Below are 20,913 nucleotides of genomic sequence, written 5' to 3' on the forward strand. Positions count from 1 at the left end.
CCAACAGCCATGCAGAACATTGGCTTAGCGGCAAACGGCAAGGGAGAGCCTGCGTATGGAGCTGAAGGGGAAGATCGCATTGGTGACGGGCGCCGGATCCGGCATCGGCAAGGCGGCCGCCTTGAGGCTCGCCGCCGAGGGAGCAAGGGTCGCCGTCTTGAGCCGCACTGCCAGCGAGGTCGAAAAGACTTGCGCCGAGATCAAGGCCGCCGGCGGCGGATCGATCGCACTGGCGGCCGATACCAGCGACGAAGCGCAAATGCGCGCCGCCATGGAGCAATTGACCACCGCCTTCGGCGACCTCGACATCGTTGTCGCCAATGCCGGCATCAACGGCGTCTGGGCGCCGATCGACGATCTGAGGCCGGATGAATGGGACAAGACCATCGCCGTCAATTTGCGCGGCACCTATCTGACCCTGCATCTGACAGTCCCGTATCTGAAGCGCCGCGGCGGGTCGATCGTCGTCGTCTCCTCGATCAACGGCACCCGCACCTTCACCACGCCGGGCGCCACCGCCTATACCGCAACCAAGGCCGGCCAGGTCGCCATGGTCCAGCAGCTCGCCCTCGAACTCGGCCGTCACGGCATCCGCGTCAATGCCGTCTGCCCCGGCGAGATCGAGACCAATATCGGCGCCAACACGGACAGCCGCCACCGCGAGGAGACGGAGGTGCCGGTCATCTGGCCGCAAGGGGATATCCCGATCGCCGGCGGTAAAGCGGGCAAGAGCGAGGACGTCGCCGAAACCATTCTCTTCCTCGCCTCCGACCGCGCCCGGCACATCACCGGGACGCCGATCTGGATCGACGGCGGCCAGGGGCTGCTGCGATAGCGCCCGATCCTGCGACGATCAGGTGTTGAGGCGTGCACCGTCGAGCGTATAGAGTTCCTGCGCGCGCTGCACGCCGCGCAATGCATAGCGCCCGACGCAGGCGATTGCCGCGCGCTGCTCCTCCGGTATCGCAGCGACGAAATCGGAGGAGATCAGCAGGTTGAGATCGACTGAACGGCACATCGAGGCGATGCGGCTGACCTCGTTGACGGCAGGGCCGATAACCGTGAAATCCAGCCGGTCCTGACTGCCGATATTGCCGTAGAAGACGTCGCCGATATGCAGGCCGATATAGACATCCGTCGTTGGCCGGCCATCGGCGGCGCGCGCAGCGTTGAGCTTGCCAAGCTTTTCCCGCAGCAGCGCTTCGGCGCGTAGCGCCGCGCGGCAGGTCTCGGCCGGCACCTCGCCTTTGAAGATGGCAAGCACGCCGTCGCCGATCAGCTTCAGCACGTTGCCGCCCGCCTCGTGGATCGCCGAGATCGCCACCTCGCTGTAATCGTTGAGCAGCGGGATGATTTCCTCCGGCGGCACGCGATCGGAAATCTTGGTGTAGTTCAACAGATCGGAAAACCACAGCGCCGCCGAAATCCGTTCCGATTTGCCGCGGCTGATCTTGCCTTCCATCACCTGGCGCGCCGCATCCTCGCCGAGATAGACCTCGGCAATGGTGCGGGCGATGCGTCCGAGCGCGACGCACTTGATCGCCAGCCCCAGCACCGGCACCAGCTTGCGCAGGATGGCGAGGTCGTGATCGGAAAAGCCTTGCGGGTGTCTGGTTGCGAAATGCGAAAAGAAGCAATCCATTTCGCCGATCGTGCCGGCCTCCGTGAAACGATGCATCAGCGCCACGAAATCCGTGTGGCCGGCTTCAGCGATCGTATCGAGCATGGTGAAATCAATCGGATCGCCGAAGCCGATGCGCCGGCGGATCTCCCGTTCATTGCTGGACCAAAGATGATAGAAGGCCGAACGTTGCCAGTTCGACGCCGCCTCGCCCGAGCTCGTCGGGCCATATTCGAATTCGGTCTCGACCTCCTCCACGCTGTCCCAGCGGAAGGCGCGGCCTTCATGCACCGGGTGCAGCGTATCCATCAGCGCCAGGCCGCGGTCGAGCGGCAGGCCGGCATTCCGGCAGGCTGCGCAAAAGCCGGTCATGAGTTCGACTTCGGAAGCGCCCTTCAGTCCCTGCTCCGTGATCCAGGCTGCAATCGTGCTGACGTCGCTATAATCCATGCCGCTCACCTTCACTCTCGCCCAAGCTGTAGTCCGAATTCGCCATCGAAGAAAGCCAATTGCCTCAATCGGCGGCGGGCATGTTGTAGGGCGTGACGATTTCGACTGAAGAAAGCGAGGCCGGAACCGCCCGTCCCGCTGACGTCGCCCGACCCGCGATCGCCCTGAAAGCCGAACGCGCATCGGTTCTGAGATCATGATGCAGCACGAAGCCGATCCGGCGCGCGGCAAGCAAGGCCCGATTGTCGGCGTCGAGATCATGCGCGACGAAGACGCGGACCGGCCGGCTGGCCGCATCGAAGGCCGCCAGCACCGCCCGATTGCCGCCGCCGATCGAATAGACGGCGTTGATGGCGGGATCGGCCACCAAGGCTGCCGCCGCAAGCGTTCCCGTCGCCGCATCGCTGCCGTGGCCCTCGCTGATTTCGGTGATGCCGATGTCGGAATAGTGTGCGCGGATGATGCGGCGAAAGCCGATCTCGCGCTCCTCCTCGCCGCGAAACCGCCCACTCGACAGCGTCACGAGCACCTTGCCGCCGCGGCTGCCGAGCACTTCGCCGATCAGATAGGCGGCGGTCTCCCCCGCCGCCCGGTTGTCGGCGCCGGCATAGGCGATGCGCGCCGAATTCGGTAGGTCGGTCACCAGCGTCACCACAGGAATGCCGGCCGAATCCGCCCGCGCGACGGCGGCCGCCACCTCAACGACATCTGGCGCCTTGAGCACGATGCCATCACTGCCGCGCAGCCGGATGCGGTCGAGAAGCTGCACCATCTCGGCCGGCTTCATCACCTCAGCGAAATGGAACCGGCAGCGAAAGACGCCGGGCAGAAAAGCCGCCATTTCCGCCTCGAAGGCGGCACGCACCGCATCGCTGAAACGCTGCGGCGTCTCCATGACGATATCGATCGCCAGCGTTCGCCCGCTCGCCACCGCCCCGGCCTGCTGCTTTTCCAACTCGGCGATCGCCGCCTTCACCCGCATTTCCGTCTGTTGACGCACACCCGGCCGGCCGTTCAGCACCCGGTCGACAGTCGCGGTGCTGAGGCCCGCCTGAAAGGCGATATCCTTGACAAGGAAGAGATGGGTCATGGATTCCGTTTGATGGCTTTTTGATGGATTTCTGATCTATATCACCTCTCATCACGGCGTATAGTGCCTCATTCGAAAAAGGAGGAGGCATCATGAAGACCGACAATCCGAGAAAATTGCGCGCCGACCGTGTCTGGCTGAGCGAAGACAGCTGCGATCTCGATGATTTTCGACGCCTGGCGGAAAAGACCACCGCGCTTGCCGATTATCCCACCGCGTCAGCAGTCGAAAAGAACGTGCTGGTCTATGACAGCCGCAAGGTGACGGCAGCAACCGCGACGCCGGAAGATCGGCGCGCCGTGCTGGCCGAAATCTGCGAGGCCTTCGGTGAAGGCCCTGGTGTCGTCGTATTCAAACACGCCTATGAAGATACCGGTATCATCGACCGCGCCAGCGCGATCTTCGATGCGATCATCGAGGAGCAGCATCGCACCTCGACCGGCGGCGGCGATCACTTTGCCAAGCCCGGCGCCAACGACCGCATCTGGAACTCGCTGGAGAAACATTGCCTCGCCGACCCAACGAATTTTGCCGAATATTACGGCAATGCCATTGTAGCCCTGGCAAGCCAAGCCTGGCTCGGCCTGAGTTACCAGATGACGGCGCAGGTCAACCGGGTCAATCCGGGCGGGGCGGCGCAGTCGGCCCATCGCGACTACCATCTCGGCTTCCAGTCGTCTCAGGTCATCGAGCAGTTTCCGGCGCATGTGCACCGCCTTTCGCCGGTGCTGACCCTGCAGGGCGCGGTCGCCCATTGCGACATGCCGCTCGAAAGCGGCCCGACGCTCTTCCTGCCGCACAGCCAGACCTATGTGCCCGGCTATCTCGCGCTCAAGCGTCAGGAGTTCCGGGATTATTTCGAGGCCAACCATATCCAGCTGCCGCTCGAAAAAGGCGACGTCGTCTTCTTCAATCCCGCCCTCTTCCACGCCGCCGGCACCAACCGCTCGACCGACATCAAGCGCGTCGCCAACCTGCTGCAGGTCTCCTCCGCCTTCGGCCGGGCAATGGAAACCGTCAACCGCGAGAGAATGAGCGCCAGGCTCTTTCCCGCCTTGAAAGCCCTGCACGGCAGGCTCTCGCCCGATGAAATCGCCAACGCCGTCGCCGCCTGCGCCGAAGGTTATTCCTTCCCGACCAATCTCGACCGCGACCCGCCGCTCGGCGGCCTGGCGCCGAAGACGCAGGCACAGTTGATGCATGAGGCGCTGCAGGAAGGCTGGAGCGACGAAGCCTTTACGGCAGCGCTTGCCGAGCAGGCGCGGAAGAAATTGAGCTGAACTTGGAGACTGGAGCCCCCTCATCCGCCTGCCGGCACCTTCTCCCCGCCGGGGAGAAGAGACTTGCCGCAACGTCTCGATTCCCCCTTCTACCCAACGGGGAGAAGGTGCCCGTAGGGCGGATGAGGGGGCCACCCGCACTGCCATAATCCCTTCCCGCACGCGGGAGGCCCTTCGCATATCATCACCAGGAGGAACCATATGAGCACGGACCACGGCCGTCTCGACGGCAAGATCGCCATCGTCACCGGCGGCACGCAAGGATTGGGCGCCGCCATCGCCCATCTCTTCGCCGAACGCGGCGCGGAGGGCATCGTCATCTGCGGCCGCAACGAAGCCAAGGGCAAGGCGAAGGCGGCGGAGATTTCGGCCGCGACCGGCGCGAAGGTCGTCTACGTCAGAGCCGATCTCGGCAAGGTCGAGGATGCGCAGAATGTCGTCCACGCCTGTGACGAGGCCTTCGGCCGGATCGACGCGCTGGTCAATGCCGCCGCCATCACCGATCGCGGCACCATCCTCGACACCAGCCCCGAACTCTTCGACGCCATGTTCGCCGTCAATGTGCGCGCGCCGTTCTTCCTGATGCAGGAGACGGTGAAGGTCATGCGCCGCGAAAAGACCGAGGGCACGATCGTCAATATCGGCTCGATGTCGGCCAAGGCAGGCCAGCCCTTCATCGCCGCCTATTGCGCCTCCAAGGGGGCGCTGGAAACGCTGACGAAAAACACCGCCTATGCGCTATTGCGCAACCGTATCCGCGTCAACGGCCTGAATATCGGCTGGATGGCTTCCGAGGGTGAGGATCGGATCCAGCGCGAATTTCACAATGCACCCGCCGACTGGTTGGAGAAGGCGGCCGCAAGCCAGCCCTTCGGCCGGCTCGTCGATCCGCATGAGGTAGCGCGCGCCTGCGCCTATCTGTCGTCGGCCGAATCCGGGCTGATGACCGGCTCGGTCATCTGCTTCGACCAGTCGATCTGGGGCGCTTACGACGGCTCGCCGCATCCTGTCGTCGCCCTCTGATGAACACCGGAGCCAGGCATTTCCCACCGCCTGGCTCTGGCACCTCCCCGCATTTGTCGTTAGGAAGAGGGCGACAGCATTTGAGGAGGAAACCGCCGTGGCCGAGAACCCAATTTATGACATCCGCGACGAACGCTTCAATGCTCTGGTCATCGGCAACGCCGCTCTCGAAGAGCTTTATTCCGGCTGCCGCTGGACGGAAGGCCCGGTCTGGTTTTCCGACCTCAACTGTCTTCTCTGGAGCGATATCCCGAACGAACGCATGATGCGCTGGACGCCGGATGGCACAGTTTCGATCTTCCGCTCGCCCTCCAACTACGTCAACGGCAACACCCGCGACCGGCAGGGCCGGCTGGTCTCCTGCGAACATGGCGGCCGCCGCGTCACCCGCACCGAACCGGACGGCACCATCACCATTCTCGCCGACAGCTACAAGGGCAAAAGGCTGAACTCGCCGAACGACGTCGTCGTGCATTCCGACGGTGGGATTTGGTTCACCGATCCGACCTACGGCGTCCTGTCGGATTACGAAGGCCACAAGGCCGAGCCCGAACAGCCGACCCGTAACGTCTACCGGATCGATCCTGCAAGCGGCGCGATCGAGGCCGTCATCGAGGATTTCATCCAGCCGAACGGCCTTGCCTTCTCGCCCGACGAGACGAAGCTTTACATCGCCGATTCCGGCTCGGCAAAACATGAGGTGCCCTGCCACATAAGAGTTTTCGACGTCGTCGACGGCAGGAGGCTTACAAACAGCCGCTATTTCTGCAGCCTCGATGCAGGCCACCCCGACGGTTTCCGCTTCGACGTCAGCGGCAATCTCTGGACGAGTGCCGGCGACGGCGTGCATTGCTTCTCACCCGACGGCACGCTGCTCGGCAAGATCAAGCTACCGCAGACCGTCTCCAACCTGACCTTCGGCGGCCCCAAGAAAAACCGGCTTTTCATCACCGCGACGCGTTCGGTCTATTCGATCTATACCAAGACCAACGGCGTCCAATATCCCTAGGGAACCCGGCACCGTGTGCGCGACAGCCACAGCCGACGACATCCCCATCGTCGACGAGAACGGCATCGCTCCAATGCATCTCGCCCGAAAAGGGTGAAGCGGTTGCGGATGACGGCAAGCCTGAAAAAAGCTAAAGCGCGTCGCATGAATCGAATGAAATGTGACGCGTTCCAGCTACTCGCAGCTTATTGCATCAAGGAGGAATACAAGATGACCCGATTTTCACGCGCCGAAAGACGCCGCACCGCTCCTGATGCCATGACCGGGAGGGGCTGAAATGCGTTCCATCGTTTCCTTCAACGAAGGCTGGAGTTTCCATGAGGGCTTCGGACAGCGCCTGCTCGAAAGCTTCGACGCCGCCAAGTCCGTCAGCCTGCCCCATACCGCCGTCGAACTGCCCTTCAACTATTTCGACGAGAAAAGCTATCAGCGCGCCTTCACCTACCAGAAGGTGCTGCGCTGGCTGCCGGAATTCGAAGGCCGCGAGGTGTCGCTCGTTTTCGACGCCGCCATGGCCGACAGCGTCGTCTATCTGAACGGCGAAGAAATCATCGCCCATAAGGATGGCTACACCCCCTTCGAAGCCCGCCTCACCGGCAAGCTCGTCAAGGGCGAGAACCTCGTGACCGTCAAGATCGACGGCAGCGAAAACCCCGAGATCCCGCCCTTCGGCGGCCGCATCGATTATCTGACCTATGCCGGCATTTACCGCGACGTCTGGCTGAAGGTCACCGACCCCGTCTCGATCCGCAATCTGAAGATCGAAACCACCGACGTGCTTGCCCCGGAAAAATCGGCGACCATCCGCGTCGATATCGCCAATCCCGAGGGCCGCAGCTTCTCGGCAACCGTCACCGCCACGCTGAAGCAGGCGGACGGCGCAGTGATCGCCACCGCGGCGACCGAAACGATCGGCGACCGCACCCGGCTTTCCTTCGGCGGCCTCACCGGCATCACCCTTTGGGACATCACCGATCCCACGCTCTACGAAGTCACCATCGAACTCCGGACCGAGCACGGCTCCGACCGTGTCTCCACCCGTTTCGGCTTCCGCACCGCCGAATTCACGCCGGAAGGTTTCCTGTTGAACGGCAGGCCGCTGAAGCTGCGCGGCCTCAATCGCCACCAGGCCTTCCCCTATGTCGGTTATGCCGCCGGCCGCTCCGCCCAGGAGCGCGACGCCGACATTATGAAGAACGTGCTGAAGTGCAATATCGTCCGCACCTCGCATTATCCGCAGTCGAAATGGTTCCTCAACCGCTGCGACGCGATCGGCCTGCTGGTCTTCGAAGAGATCCCCGGCTGGCAGCATATCGGCGATGCAGACTGGCAGAAGGAATCGATCGAAAACGTCCGCCGCATGATCGAGCGCGACTGGAACCACCCCTCGATCATCATCTGGGGCGTGCGCATCAACGAATCCCAGGATAATCACGATTTCTACGCCGAGACCAATCGCCTCGCCCGCGAGCTCGACAGCACCCGCCAGACCGGCGGCGTGCGTTATATCACCGAGAGCGAGCTGCTCGAAGACGTCTACACGATGAACGACTTCATCCTCGGCAACGAGGAACTACCGGGCGCCAACCGCCCGCGCACCGTGCTGCGCGGCCAGCAGGAAAATACCGGGCTTTCCGCCAAGGTGCCGTACCTCATCACCGAGTTCAACGGCCATATGCACCCGACCAAGATCTATGACCAGGAACAGCGCCAGGCCGAGCATGTGCGCCGTCACCTCGATGTGCTGAACGCCGCCTATGGCGATCCGGATATCTCGGGCGCCATCGGCTGGTGCATGTTCGATTACAACACCCACAAGGATTTCGGCTCCGGCGACCGCATCTGCTATCACGGCGTCATGGACATGTTCCGCGAGCCGAAATTCGCCGCCTATGCCTATATCAGCCAGTGTGATCCGTCCGAGGAGATCGTCATGAAGCCGGCGACCTTCTGGGCGCGCGGCGAGCGCAATATCGGCGGCGCGCTGCCGCTGATCATCCTGACCAATTGCGACGAGGTCGAACTGCAATATGGCGGGCTCAGCAAGCGCATTGGCCCGGACCGCGAGAATTATCCGCACCTGCCGCATCCGCCCGTCGTGCTCGATCATCGCCACTTCACTGCAGATGAGCTTGGCACCTGGGGCCTCGAATGGATCGACGGCACCTTGACCGGTTATATCGGCGGCGAGCCGGTGGCCAGCCTGACGCTGGCCGCCGATCCCTTGCCGACGACGCTGGAAATCGTCGCCGACAGCTCGACGCTGAAGGCCCGCGAACGCGACAGCACCCGCGTCATCATTCGCGCGCTCGACCAGTGCGGCCAGCGCCTGCCTTTCATGAACGACAGCATTTCGCTGAAGGTGCATGGGCCAGCAAAGATCGTCGGCCCGGCCAATGTGCCGCTGCAGGGCGGCACCGCCGGCTTCTGGCTGGAGGCGACGGGGCTGGTCGGTGAAATCACCGTCGAAGCGGTTTCCTCGCGTTTCCCCCCGGTGACCCTCAGCGTGACGGCGGCCGCCTAATTTAGTGCAGAACCGCGCGTCTTATCAGGCGCGCGGCTCCGATGGCCATCATGCGATCCGCACCTGGCTCTGCGGATCGAAGAACACGGCCTTGTCGAGATTGAAGGCGAGGCGTGTGGTCTGTCCCGGGGCGATGCCGGCATCGGCGCGCAGGCGGGCGACGACGGATTTGCCGCCGAGCTTGGTGACGGCGAAGGTGTCGGAGCCGGCCGGTTCGACGACCTCGATCAGGCAGTCGTCCTCGGTCAGCGAACGCGCCTTGCGGTCGGCACCATCAGGGTCGGTTAGCGCCTCCGGGCGGATGCCGAAGATCACCTGCTTGCCGGCATAGGCCGACAACCCGTTGGCGCCGGCGACCACCGGCAATCTCAGCGGCGCGCCGTTCGGCCGTTCGAGTGCGACGGCAAGCCCGGAGGCGCCATTTTCGACGGTGGCGTTGAGCAGGTTCATCGCCGGCGATCCCATGAAGTCGGCGACGAAGAGATTGGCCGGGCTGTTATAGATCTCGGCCGGCGTGCCGAACTGCTGCAGCACCCCGTCCTTCAGCACGGCGATCTTGGTCGCCAGCGTCATCGCCTCGATCTGGTCGTGGGTGACATAGACGAAGGTGGTGCCCATGCGCTGATGCAGCCGCTTGATCTCGGTGCGCATGTCGACGCGCAGCTTGGCGTCGAGATTGGAAAGCGGCTCGTCGAACAGGAAGACCTGCGGATTGCGCACCAAAGCCCGGCCCATGGCGACGCGCTGGCGCTGGCCGCCGGACAATTGCGACGGCTTGCGGTCGAGCAGATGGCCGATCTGCAGCATGTCGGAGACCTGCTTGATCGCCTTGGCCCGCTCCTCCTTCGGCACGCCGCGGATCTCCATGCCGAAGGCGATATTGCCCGCCACCGTCATGTTCGGATAGAGCGCATAGGACTGGAATACCATGGCGATGTCGCGCTTGGAGGGATGCAGGCCGCTGATGTCGCGCCCGTCGATCCTGATGTCGCCCGAGGTGATCGTCTCCAGCCCGGCAATGGTGTTGAGCAGGGTCGACTTGCCGCAGCCGGACGGGCCGACCAGCACCAGGAAGCCGCCCTTTTCGAGTTCGAGGTCGATGCCCTTGAGAATGTCGACGGCGCCGAAGCGTTTTCTGAGACCGGAGATTTCCAGGAAGGCCATGACTTACCCTTTGACTGCGCCCGCCATCAGACCGCGCACGAAGTAGCGGCCGGCGAGGATATAGACGATGAGTGTCGGAACGGCCGCGATCATCGCCGCCGCCATGTTGACATTGTATTCGACCACTCCGGTCGAGGTGTTGACGACATTGTTGAGCGCCACCGTCATCGGCATGGAGTCGCCAGTGCCGGCATAGGCCGAGGCAAACAGGAAGTCGTTCCAGATGTTGGTGAACTGGTAGATGACGGTGACGACGATGATCGGCAGCGAGTTCGGCAGCATGATGCGGCGGAAGATCTGGAAGAAGCTGGCGCCGTCGACCTGGGCGGCGCGGACCAGCTCGGTCGGAAAGGCCTCGTAGAAATTGCGGAAGAACAGCGTGGTGAAGCCCAAGCCATAGACGACATGGACGAAGACCAGGTTGATCGTGGAATTGCCGAAGCCGAAGTTCCAGCCGGTGGCGTTCTGCAGGGTGACGCCGAAGCGGCCGAGCGAGCCGAGGATGGTCGCCATCGGCAAGAGCACCGACTGGAACGGGATGAAGCAGGCAAACAGCATCAGCCCGAACACCAGCGTATGGCCGGGGAAACGCCATTTGGTCAGGATATAGCCGTTCAGCGCTCCCATGATGGTGGAGATGGCCACCGCCGGCACCACCATCTTGATCGAGTTCCAGAAGTAGCCCTTGATGCCGGCGCAGGTCAGCCCGACGCAGGTCTCGCCCCAGGCCTTGATCCAGGGATCGAAGGTCGGGGCCTCAGGCAGCGCCAGCATGTTGCCGCCCTGGATCTCGTCCATCGTCTTGAACGAGGTCACGAGCATGACGAAGAGCGGCATCAGGTAGAGGATGGCGAAGATCACCAGCAGGCCGTAGATGACCAGCCGGCCGATCCAGCGGGTGTTGCTGGAATGGGAGGGAGAGGAAGCCGAGATGCTCATCGCGCCTTCTCCTTCAGTTCGGAATAGAGATAGGGCACGATGATCGCCGAGATCGTCATCAGCATGATGATGGCGCTGGCCGAGCCGACGGCCATCTCGTTGCGCTTGAAGGTGTATTCATACATGAAGTTGGACGGCAGCCAGGCCGAGCCGCCCGGCCCGCCCGAGGTCAGCGCCACCACAAGGTCGTAGGACTTGATCGCCATATGGGCGAGCACGATGAAGGCGGAGAGGAAGATCGGCCGCAGCAGCGGAATGACGATGCGGCGATAAAGCTGCAAGGGCGAGGCGCCGTCGATCTGCGCCGCCTTCATGATCTCGCCGTCGATGCCGCGAAGCCCCGCCAGGAACATCGCCATGACGAAGCCCGACGCCTGCCAGACACCGGCGATGACGACGGTATAGATGACGAAGTCCTTGTTCTTGATCCAGTCGAAGTGGAAGCTCGTCCAGCCGAAGTGATGCAGCGTCTGCTCCAGCCCGAGGCCGGGATCGAGGAACCACTTCCAGGCCACCCCGGTGACGATGAAGGAGAGCGCCATCGGATAGAGGAAGATCGGCCGCAGCAACCCCTCGCCGCGGATCTTCTGGTCGAGCAGGATGGCCAGGAAAAGGCCGAGCGCCAGGCAGATGCCGACATAGAGGAAGCCGAAGATCGCCATGTTGGTGATCGAGGTATACCAGGATGACGGCGGATCGCTCTCGAAGGTCCAGCGCCACAGCCGCTGATAGGCGCGTGGCCCCGTCAGCGCATAAGACGGAAAGGTCTTGGAATTGGTGAAGGAGAGATAGGCCGTCCAGACGATGAAGCCGTAGACGAAGATGAGGGTGATAACGAAGCTCGGCGCCAGCACGATCTTCGGCAGCGCATCCTGCAGCCGGCCTCTGAGCGAGATCGGCGTCGCTCGCCGGGGTGTCAGAACCGGATCGGTGGTGGCAACTGTGCTCATGGATATCATCTCCCTTCCCGCAGGATCGCTCGGCATTTATCGCTGCGGAGCCTGACGCTTCCCCGCGGCAGGCGCGGGGAAGCCATGTGCATCGACTGATCTCAGCGAGCGTCGTCGATCGCCTGGACCAGCTGGGTGACGGCTTCGTCGGAGCTCTTGATCTGGCCATGGACGAACTTCGAGACGACGTCCTTATAGGCATTGGCGATCGCCGGCGGCGCGCCGTACCCTTGAGCGAGCGAACCGAACAGCGTGCCGCCCTCGTTGGCCGCCTTCAGGTCGGCAATGCCCTTCTTGCCGCAGGCGTCGAAGTCGGTGTCGGGAACGTCGGTACGGGCCGGCACCGAACCCTTGACGACGTTGAAGGCCGACTGGAAGCTCTTCGACAGCGTTGCCGTTGCCAGCGCCACCTGCGCCGCCTTGCGGTCGTCGGGGACGTTGAACATGCCGAACATGTCGGAGTTGTAGATGACGCTGCCGTCGGTGCCGGGGAAGCGGTAGCACAGGAAGTCCTTGTCCGGGGTCTTCTTGGCGGCGACGAATTCGCCCTTCGCCCAGTCGCCCATCACCTGCACCAGCGCATCACCCTTGATGACCATGGCGGTCGCGAGATTCCAGTCGCGGCCGGAGAAGTTCGGATCGACGTATTTGACGATCTTCGCCAGGTTGTCGAAGGACGTCTTCATCGTGTCCGACTTCAGCGACGCCTCGTCGAGGTCGTTGAAGGCCTTCTTGTAAAATTCCGGGCCGCCGGTCGACAGCACGATGGAATCGAACATCGTCGCTTCCTGCCAGTTCTGGCCACCGAGCGCCAAGGGGATGACACCGGCCGCCTTCGCCTTGTCGAGCAGGGCGATCAGGTCGTCGAAGCTCTTCGGCTCAGTGCCGCCGATCTTGTCCATCACCGCCTTGTTGATCCACAGCCAGTTGACCGAGTGCACGTTGACGGGGGCTGCAACCCACTTGCCGTCATAGACGGAGAACTTCTGCAGGGCCGCCGGCACCGACTTGTCCCAGCCTTCCTTCTTGGCCGTCTCGGTCAGGTCGCCCATGACGCCGGCCTGGGCATAATCGAGCACGGTATAACCGAGCATCTGCGAGGCCGTCGGATAGGTGCCGGCCGCCACCATCGCCTTCAGCGCCGTCATCGCCGCATCACCGCCGCCGCCGGCAACCGGAACGTCCTTCCAGGCAAAACCTTCCTTCGACAGATCCTCCTTCAAAACGTTCAAAGCAGCCGCCTCGCCGCCAGACGTCCACCAGTGCAGCATCTGCACTTCTTTTACGTCGGCTGCGCGGGCGCCGCCGAGGCCAGCCATCATCACGACGGCAATCGCCGCCGAGCTCAAAAACTTGCGCATGAATTTCCTCCCATTTGAAAATCGGCGGCGGGCCCTCCCTGCCGCCCGATGTTTTCCGCCGTTACAGCGGTCGACATACGGCCACGCTCCTCCGCGCGGTTGCTAATTTAAAACGTTATAAGCCACGGATCGTCAAGTCCTTTCTCGACTCCCGAGAAAAATATGGTTATTCCATCATCATATTGAATTAATTGTATATTTCTTCCTCTTGATAACAATCGCCGAAAGTCGACACGATGCAAGACGAGGCGACGGTGGCCGACGAGGATCGCGGACGCCTGCTGCGTCAGCGCCATCAACAATGCTGACGCTGAGGACCTGCGCGCCCTGCCGCCGCCGCAATTAGATTTGGCGATCAGCGAGACCGAACAACTTTCGAGGCTGACATCTTAAAACTGTTTGCATCGCGCGTGATTTCGCCTAGAAGCACGCCGTAATCCGGTCGCAGCCCACCCGGTCAAAACAAGGGATCCAAAATATGAAGACCATCGTCGTCTGCTCTGGCGGACTCGACTCCGTTTCGCTCGCCCATAGAATAGCGGCGGAACAACAACTGATCGGCCTCGTCTCCTTCGACTACGGCCAGCGCCACCGCAAGGAACTCGACTTCGCCGCCAAGTGTGCCGCGCGCCTTGCCGTTCCCCATCATGTCATCGACATCGCCGCCATCGGCGGCCATCTCAGCGGATCGGCGCTGACCGACAATGTCGAGGTCCCGGACGGCCACTATGCCGAGGAGACCATGAAGGCCACCGTAGTGCCGAACCGCAATGCCATCATGCTGGCGATCGCCTTCGGCCTAGCGGCCGCGCAAAAGGCGGATGCTGTTGCCGTCGCCGTGCATGGCGGCGACCACTTCATTTACCCCGACTGCCGGCCGGGCTTCATCGATGCCTTCCAGCGCATGCAGAACGAAGCGCTGGACGGTTATGCCAGTGTCAGACTGCTCGCCCCCTATGTCGATGCTCCCAAGGCGGCGATCGTCGCCGACGGAGCGAAACACGGCACACCCTTTGCGGAAACCTGGTCCTGCTACAAAGGCGGCAGGCTCCACTGCGGGCGCTGCGGAACCTGCGTCGAACGCCGTGAAGCTTTCCATCTTGCCGGTATTTCCGATCCGACCGACTATGAAGACCGGGATTTCTGGAAAGCGGCGGTGTCGCAATATTCCGCGGCGGAGGTGCGTTGATGTACCGCATCACCAAGGAGTTCCATCTCTCCGCTTCGCACCAGCTGGATCATCTGCCGGCCGACCATCAATGCGCCAGGCTCCACGGCCATAACTACATCGTGGTCGTCGAACTCTCGGCCGAAAGCCTGAACGACGACGGCTTCGTTCGCGACTATCACGACCTGTCGCCGCTCAAGCGCTATATCGACGAAACCCTCGATCATCGCCACCTGAACGAGGTCTTCGGCCATTCGAAAGTCACGTCCGAATTCCTGGCAAAGCACTTTTACGACTGGTGCAGAGAGCGCTTCCCGGAGACATCGTCCGTCCGCGTCAGCGAGACGCCGAAGACCTGGGCGGAGTACCGGCCATGAGCGGAGAGACCATTCGCGTCAGCGAGATCTTCGGCCCGACCATCCAGGGCGAAGGCGCTTTGATCGGGCTGCCGACGGTGTTCGTCCGGACGGGCGGCTGTGACTACCGCTGTTCCTGGTGCGACAGCCTTCACGCGGTCGACAGCGCCTTCCGGGATCAGTGGATTCCCATGTCCACCGAAGCGATCTGGCAGGAGGTCACCAAGCTCTCCGCCGGCCGGCCGATGACGGTTTCCCTTTCCGGCGGCAATCCGGCGATCCAGCCGCTGGGGCCACTGATCGAATTCGGCCATTCTCAAGGGTACCGCTTCGCGCTGGAAACGCAGGGGAGCGTCGCCCGCAACTGGTTTCGCGATCTCGACATGCTGGTCTTGAGCCCGAAGCCGCCGTCAAGCGGAATGCTGACAGATTGGGAAGAGGTCGACAACTGCCTCCGGCTCGCCGCCGGCGGTCCGGAGATCGCCTTGAAAATCGTCGTCTTCGACGATGACGACTACGCCTTCGCCCGAGAGGCGGGCCGGCGCTATCCCTATGTCCCCTTGTACCTTCAGCCGGGCAACCATACGCCGCCGCCCCCCGATGACAACGACGCCCGTATCGATATTGACGGCGTGATGGACCGGATGCACTGGCTCGTCGAGAAAGTGACTGTTGATGGATGGTTTTCCCCGCGCGTGCTGCCCCAGCTGCACGTGCTGCTGTGGGGGAACAAACGCGGCGTCTGAACCTGCCTGAGCCTAAAGCGCGTCGCGATCCTTTAGATTCGCTCCTCGCGCCTTAGCTCTTTATTTTCTCGCATGTCGTTGCCGCAAAAGCGCTTCGCGCTTTGCCTGGGAAAACCGCGGCACACTTTTGCGCGACATGCTTTAACGCTCCGGAAAAGCGAAGACATCGACAGGCTCTCCGAGCCCGCGCAGCGGAAAGGTGCCGAGGCTGTCCATGTCTTTCGCACAGCCCGCCATTTCGACGAAGGCCCGCGACAGCAGCACCGGACGCTTGACCTCCTTGGTCAGGCTTTCCAGCCGCGAGGCGACATTGACCGCCGGGCCGATGACGGTGAAATCCAGCCGCCGGCGCGAGCCGATATTGCCGTACATGACGTCGCCGACATGCACGCCGACGCCATAACGCAGCGGCTCTCGCCCCGCCCGTATATGCTGCTCGTTCAGCTCGGCCATCGACGCCTGCCCTTCGCGGATCGCCTGCAGCAGGTCGGCGCAGGCTGTTTCCTTGCTCAGTGGGAAGATTGCCAGCAATCCATCACCCATGAACTTCAGGATTTCGCCGCCATAGCGTTCGATCGGGTCCGACATCGCGTCGAAATAATCGTTGAGCAGATGGATGACATCGTCGCGCGGCCAGAGATCGGAGATCGCCGTAAAATCGCGCAGGTCGCAGATCATGATTGCCGCGCCGACGGTGGCGCCGCTGCCGCGTGTCGTCACACCCGACAGGATCTGCTCGCTCGCATGCGGCCCGACATAGGTCTGCAGCAACGTGCGCGCCATGATGTTTTTCAGCCGGATTTCGCTGACAAGCGTTAGCGCCGGCAGGAGATCGCGCAGGAAATCGATGTGCTCGCGCTCGAAGCCGCCCGGCCGGCCGGTGGAAAATGTAGCGACATGGCGTTTGCCTAAGGTGTGTTCGAGTGGCCAGGCGATATATTCGGTCAAGCCGTCGTCGCGCAGGTCCTGATAGAATGAATCCATCTCGCCGTCGGCTGCGCCTTCCAGCTGCCTGCGCACCTCCTCCGCACCCTGATGGATCGCGTTGACCGGACTGGTCAGGAACTCCGGCGTGTTTTCGACCCCATAGGCGAATGTGTCGATCTTCGCCTCGGTGAGCCCTTCCTTCCAGAGAAGGCGCGCACCCACCCATTGCGGGTGGTTCACCCTGAAATGCAGCGTTGCCCGGGCCACCGGCACCCCAGCCGCCAGCAGCTTCTCACACATGTCCACCAGGATGTTGTCGATGAAGCGCTCGCCGCGCGTCTCGTTCACCAACCAGTCGAGAATTCGTCTCCGGCGAATCGGCCAGACGCCTTCGTCCGCCTCGGCGGCAGTTCCGACCTTGTTTAAAAAAGACGACATCTAAAACTCCCGCTACACCACTTCACTGGCGAGTGCCGAACTCAATTTCCCGCTGAATGTGGTCGATGAGAGAGCAAATGATAAGGGGAGGCATCGATTAAACCTCAGAAATCCCAATCCTCGTCCTCGGTCGCCACGGCCTTGCCGATGACATAGGACGAGCCGGAGCCGGAGAAGAAGTCATGGTTCTCGTCGGCATTCGGCGAAAGCGCCGACAGGATCGCCGGATTGACCTTGCAAGCCTCGGCCGGGAAAAGCGCCTCATAGCCGAGGTTCATCAGCGCCTTGTTGGCGTTGTAATGCAGGAATTTCTTGACGTCCTCGGTCAGCCCGACGCCGTCATAGAGCGCCTCGGTATATCTGGCCTCGTTATCATAGAGTTCGAGCAGCAGATCGAAGGCGAAATCCTTGATCTCCTGCCGTCTCTCCTCGGACAGCCGCTCCAGCCCGCGCTGGAATTTGTAGCCGATATAATAGCCGTGCACCGCCTCGTCGCGGATGATCAGCCGGATCATGTCGGCCGTGTTGGTCAGCTTGGCGCGGCTCGACCAGTACATCGGCAGATAGAAGCCGGAATAGAACAGGAAGCTTTCGAGGAAGACGCTGGCAACCTTCTTCTTCAGGGGATCGCCGGAACCGTACTGCTCCATGATCAGCGCCGATTTCCGCTGCAGGAACTCGTTTTCTTCAGACCAGCGATAGGCATCGTCGACGTCGGGCGTCGAGCACAGCGTCGAGAAGATCGAGGAATAGGAGCGCGCATGCACCGCCTCCATGAACGAGACGTTGGAAAGCACCGCCTCCTCATGCGGGGTGACCGCATCCTCCATCAGCCTGATTGCGCCGACGCCGTTCTGGATCGTGTCGAGCAGTGTCAGCCCGGTGAAGACCCGGATAGTGAACTGCTGCTCGGCCGGCGTCAGCGTCGCCCAGGACGGAATGTCGTTGGAAAGCGGCACTTTCTCCGGCAGCCAGAAATTGCCGGTCAGCCGGTTCCAGACCTCGAGATCCTTATCGTCCTCGATGCGGTTCCAGTTGATGGCACGCACGCGGGAAACAGGTTTTAATTGCATGTTCATTGAGTGGTCCCTCTTGAGGAATTTGCCTGGGTTTTGCCCCTCATCCGCCTGCCGGCACCTTCTCCCCGTAAACGGGGCGAAGGAGATATGCGGCAACCTCTCCATCCCCATCTAGGTCTCGCAGGGCACGTCCCCTCTCCCCGTGAGAACGGGGAGAGGGTTAGGGTGAGGGGCAAAATGCTCCGGAGCGAATTCGAATCAAAGCGTACAAGACACGCAGCCCTGCACCTCGGTGCCGGACAGCGCCATCTGGCGAAGGCGGATGTAGTAGATCGTCTTGATGCCCTTCTTCCAGGCGTAAATCTGCGCCTTGTTGATGTCGCGCGTCGTCGCCGTGTCGCGGAAGAACAGGGTCAGCGACAGGCCCTGGTCGACATGCTGGGTTGCCGCCGCATAGGTATCGATGATCTTCTCCGCCCCGATCTCGTAGGCGTCCTGGTAATAATCGAGGTTGTCGTTGGTCATGAACGGCGCCGGATAGTAGACGCGGCCGATCTTGCCTTCCTTGCGAATCTCGATCTTCGAGACGATCGGATGGATCGAGGAGGTCGAGTGGTTGATATAGGAGATCGAGCCCGTCGGCGGCACCGCCTGCAGGTTCTGGTTATAGAGGCCGGAGGTCATGACCGCCGCCTTCAGCGCCACCCAATCGTCCTGCGTCGGAATATGGATTGCTGATTCGTCGAACAGCGCCTGCACTGTCTCGGTCACCGGCTTCCATTCCTTTTCGGTATATTTGTCGAAATAGTCGCCGGAGGCATATTTCGAATTTTCGAAGCCCTTGAAGCTTTGGCCTCGTTCGACCGCCAGCAGGTTAGAAGCGCGGATCGCGTGATAGGTCACCGTATAGAAATAGATATTGGTGAAATCGACGCCTTCCTCTGAGCCGTAGAAGATCCGCTCGCGGGCGAGATAGCCGTGCAGGTTCATCTGGCCGAGCCCGATCGCATGGCTCTCGTCATTGCCCTTCTCGATCGACGGAACAGAAGCGATATGGCTCATGTCGGAGACCGCCGTCAGCGCCCGGATCGAGGCCTCGATCGTCCTGCCGAAATCGGCGGAATCCATGGCCGCGGCGATATTCAGCGAGCCGAGATTGCAGGAAATATCCTTGCCGAGGTGCTTGTAGGAGAGGTCGTCGTTATATTCGCTCGCCTCGCTCACCTGCAGGATCTCCGAGCAGAGATTGCTCATGGAGATGCGACCCGCAACCGGGTTTGCCCGGTTCACCGTGTCCTCGAACATGATGTAGGGATAGCCGCTCTCGAACTGGATCTCGGCGATCACCTGGAAGAATTCACGCGCCTTGATCTTCTTCTTCGAGATGCGGGCATCCGCCACCATCTCGCGATACTTTTCCGTCACCGAAATCTCGGTGAAGGGCAGGCCGTAGACGCGCTCTACGTCATAGGGCGAGAACAGGTACATGTCCTCGTTGTTCCTCGCGAGTTCGAAGGTGATGTCGGGCACGACGACACCGAGCGACAGCGTCTTGATGCGGATCTTCTCGTCGGCATTCTCGCGCTTGGTGTCGAGGAAGCGCATGATATCGGGGTGATGGGCGTTGAGATAGACGGCGCCCGCCCCCTGGCGTGCACCGAGCTGGTTGGCATAGGAGAACGAGTCTTCGAGCAGCTTCATGACGGGGATGATGCCCGACGACTGGTTCTCGATCTGCTTGATCGGCGCGCCGGCCTCACGGATATTCGTCAGCGACAGCGCCACGCCGCCGCCACGCTTCGACAATTGCAGCGCCGAATTGATCGACCGGCCGATCGATTCCATATTGTCCTCGACCCGCAGCAGGAAGCAGGAAACGAGTTCGCCACGCTGCTTCTTGCCGGCATTGAGGAAGGTCGGCGTTGCCGGCTGGAAACGGCCGGAAATGATTTCGTCGACCATGTCGCGGGCAAGCGCCTCGTCGCCACGCGCCAGGGTCAGCGCCACCATGCAGATGCGATCCTCGTAGCGCTCGAGATAGCGCTTTCCGTCGAAGGTCTTCAGCGTATAGCTGGTGTAATATTTGAAGGCGCCGAGGAAGGTCGGGAAGCGGAACTTCCTGGCATAGGCGTGGTCGAACAGGTCGCGGACGAAATTGAAGGAATACTGGTCGAGCACCTCCTGCTCGTAATAGCCCTCGGTCACGAGGTAATCGAGCTTTTCCCTCAGATTGTGAAAGAACACGGTGTTCTGGTTCACATGCTGCAGAAAATACTGCTTGGCCGCCAAGCGGTCCTTGTCGAGCTGGATCCGTCCCTCATCGTCATAGAGGTTCAGCATGGCGTTCAGCGCGTGATAATCGAGCGCTTCCGCCGCTTTCAAAGGGCGTTCGCCGGTGGGATGAGCAAAAGTGTTATGCGGTTTTGCGCCCGCATCCCGCGTCAGAGTTGTTCCCGTGTCCAAAACCGTTCCATTCCGTGTTTGACGTTGGCGACATCCTCCTCCGTGCCCATGAGCTCGAACCTGTAGAGGTAAGGCACCTGGCATTTGCGCGAGATCACGTCGCCGGCGAGCCCGTATGTCTCGCCGAAATTGCTGTTGCCCGCGGCAATCACGCCGCGGAGGAGTCCACGGTTCTCCGCATCGTTCAGGAAACGGATCACCTGTTTGGGAACGGCGCCCTTGCCGTCGCCGCCGCTATAGGTCGGCACAACAAGCACGAAGGGTTCGCGGATAGGGAATGCGTCCGCACCGCCCGCCGGAATGCGCGCCGCGCGCAATCCAAGCCTGGCGACAAAGCGATGGGTATTGCCGGATCGGCTGGAATAATAAACGATCAGCCCCATCG

Annotated in this window: 18 protein-coding genes; 8 read left to right on the forward strand and 10 right to left on the reverse strand. The window is 61.9% G+C overall.

The window, feature by feature from the left end:
* Nucleotides 1-55 precede the first annotated feature (55 nt).
* Nucleotides 56-835 (forward strand): SDR family oxidoreductase, encoded by a 780-nt coding sequence (locus tag AMK05_RS19920; protein ID WP_064840816.1) that lies wholly within the window; start codon nucleotides 56-58, stop codon nucleotides 833-835.
* An 18-nt stretch (nucleotides 836-853) separates the two neighbouring features.
* Here the strand turns inward: AMK05_RS19920 and AMK05_RS19925 are convergent, their stop codons facing one another.
* Both AMK05_RS19925 and AMK05_RS19930 read right to left on the reverse strand, forming a co-directional pair.
* Nucleotides 854-2,071 (reverse strand): adenylate/guanylate cyclase domain-containing protein, encoded by a 1,218-nt coding sequence (locus tag AMK05_RS19925; protein ID WP_064840817.1) that lies wholly within the window; start codon nucleotides 2,069-2,071, stop codon nucleotides 854-856.
* A gap of 64 nt (nucleotides 2,072-2,135) precedes the next feature.
* On the reverse strand, nucleotides 2,136-3,161 hold the full coding sequence (locus AMK05_RS19930; RefSeq protein WP_064840818.1) for a LacI family DNA-binding transcriptional regulator: 1,026 nt from the start codon (nucleotides 3,159-3,161) through the stop codon (nucleotides 2,136-2,138).
* Between the two features lie 92 nt (nucleotides 3,162-3,253).
* Between AMK05_RS19930 and AMK05_RS19935 the strand changes: the two genes are divergently transcribed.
* From AMK05_RS19935 to AMK05_RS19950, 4 genes are all read left to right on the forward strand, one after another.
* Nucleotides 3,254-4,441: a phytanoyl-CoA dioxygenase family protein gene (locus AMK05_RS19935; protein ID WP_064840819.1), complete on the forward strand. Its 1,188-nt coding sequence runs from the start codon at nucleotides 3,254-3,256 to the stop codon at nucleotides 4,439-4,441.
* Nucleotides 4,442-4,642: 201 nt separating this feature from the next.
* Nucleotides 4,643-5,464, forward strand: a complete 822-nt coding sequence (locus tag AMK05_RS19940; RefSeq protein ID WP_064840820.1) for an SDR family oxidoreductase — start codon at nucleotides 4,643-4,645, stop codon at nucleotides 5,462-5,464.
* A 97-nt stretch (nucleotides 5,465-5,561) separates the two neighbouring features.
* Nucleotides 5,562-6,473, forward strand: coding sequence for an SMP-30/gluconolactonase/LRE family protein (locus AMK05_RS19945; RefSeq protein WP_064840821.1), 912 nt, complete (start codon nucleotides 5,562-5,564; stop codon nucleotides 6,471-6,473).
* A gap of 277 nt (nucleotides 6,474-6,750) precedes the next feature.
* Entirely contained in the window at nucleotides 6,751-8,997 is a 2,247-nt protein-coding gene (locus AMK05_RS19950) for a glycoside hydrolase family 2 protein (RefSeq protein ID WP_064840822.1), read from the forward strand.
* Between the two features lie 48 nt (nucleotides 8,998-9,045).
* On the opposite strand, the gene AMK05_RS19955 is transcribed toward AMK05_RS19950, so the two are convergent.
* From AMK05_RS19955 to AMK05_RS19970, 4 genes are all read right to left on the reverse strand, one after another.
* Nucleotides 9,046-10,161 (reverse strand): ABC transporter ATP-binding protein, encoded by a 1,116-nt coding sequence (locus AMK05_RS19955; RefSeq protein ID WP_064838138.1) that lies wholly within the window; start codon nucleotides 10,159-10,161, stop codon nucleotides 9,046-9,048.
* 3 nt (nucleotides 10,162-10,164) lie between these two features.
* Nucleotides 10,165-11,100 carry a carbohydrate ABC transporter permease gene (locus AMK05_RS19960; protein ID WP_064838137.1) on the reverse strand — a complete coding sequence of 312 codons (936 nt, stop codon included), beginning with the start codon at nucleotides 11,098-11,100 and terminating at the stop codon, nucleotides 10,165-10,167.
* Entirely contained in the window at nucleotides 11,097-12,050 is a 954-nt protein-coding gene (locus tag AMK05_RS19965; protein ID WP_064838136.1) for a carbohydrate ABC transporter permease, read from the reverse strand. The genes AMK05_RS19960 and AMK05_RS19965 overlap by 4 nt, the downstream gene beginning before the upstream one ends.
* A gap of 101 nt (nucleotides 12,051-12,151) precedes the next feature.
* Entirely contained in the window at nucleotides 12,152-13,411 is a 1,260-nt protein-coding gene (locus AMK05_RS19970; RefSeq protein WP_064840823.1) for an ABC transporter substrate-binding protein, read from the reverse strand.
* A 478-nt stretch (nucleotides 13,412-13,889) separates the two neighbouring features.
* Between AMK05_RS19970 and queC the strand changes: the two genes are divergently transcribed.
* Genes queC through queE form a run of 3 tightly spaced genes read left to right on the forward strand, consistent with a single transcriptional unit; the run spans nucleotide 13,890 to nucleotide 15,681 of the window.
* Nucleotides 13,890-14,600 (forward strand): 7-cyano-7-deazaguanine synthase QueC, encoded by a 711-nt coding sequence (gene queC / locus AMK05_RS19975; protein WP_064840824.1) that lies wholly within the window; start codon nucleotides 13,890-13,892, stop codon nucleotides 14,598-14,600.
* Nucleotides 14,600-14,956, forward strand: a complete 357-nt coding sequence (gene queD, locus AMK05_RS19980; RefSeq protein WP_064840825.1) for a 6-carboxytetrahydropterin synthase QueD — start codon at nucleotides 14,600-14,602, stop codon at nucleotides 14,954-14,956. The genes queC and queD overlap by 1 nt, the downstream gene beginning before the upstream one ends.
* Nucleotides 14,953-15,681: a 7-carboxy-7-deazaguanine synthase QueE gene (gene queE / locus AMK05_RS19985; protein WP_064840826.1), complete on the forward strand. Its 729-nt coding sequence runs from the start codon at nucleotides 14,953-14,955 to the stop codon at nucleotides 15,679-15,681. The genes queD and queE overlap by 4 nt, the downstream gene beginning before the upstream one ends.
* Before the next feature lie 141 nt (nucleotides 15,682-15,822).
* Here queE and AMK05_RS19990 read toward each other — a convergent pair whose 3' ends face one another.
* The 4 genes from AMK05_RS19990 to nrdI all read right to left on the reverse strand — a co-directional run bounded on the left by AMK05_RS19990 (nucleotide 15,823) and on the right by nrdI (nucleotide 20,911).
* Nucleotides 15,823-17,046, reverse strand: a complete 1,224-nt coding sequence (locus AMK05_RS19990) for an adenylate/guanylate cyclase domain-containing protein (RefSeq protein ID WP_064840827.1) — start codon at nucleotides 17,044-17,046, stop codon at nucleotides 15,823-15,825.
* A gap of 104 nt (nucleotides 17,047-17,150) precedes the next feature.
* Nucleotides 17,151-18,125 (reverse strand): class 1b ribonucleoside-diphosphate reductase subunit beta, encoded by a 975-nt coding sequence (nrdF, locus tag AMK05_RS19995; protein ID WP_064840828.1) that lies wholly within the window; start codon nucleotides 18,123-18,125, stop codon nucleotides 17,151-17,153.
* A 198-nt stretch (nucleotides 18,126-18,323) separates the two neighbouring features.
* Nucleotides 18,324-20,528, reverse strand: a complete 2,205-nt coding sequence (gene nrdE / locus AMK05_RS20000; RefSeq protein ID WP_064840829.1) for a class 1b ribonucleoside-diphosphate reductase subunit alpha — start codon at nucleotides 20,526-20,528, stop codon at nucleotides 18,324-18,326.
* The gene (nrdI, locus tag AMK05_RS20005) at nucleotides 20,507-20,911 is read right to left on the reverse strand and encodes a class Ib ribonucleoside-diphosphate reductase assembly flavoprotein NrdI (protein ID WP_064840830.1); all 405 of its coding nucleotides are present in this window, start codon (nucleotides 20,909-20,911) and stop codon (nucleotides 20,507-20,509) included. Before nrdI ends, nrdE begins: the two co-directional genes overlap by 22 nt.
* Nucleotides 20,912-20,913 lie beyond the last annotated feature (2 nt).

Source organism: Rhizobium sp. N324, assembly GCF_001664485.1.
GTDB lineage: Bacteria > Pseudomonadota > Alphaproteobacteria > Rhizobiales > Rhizobiaceae > Rhizobium.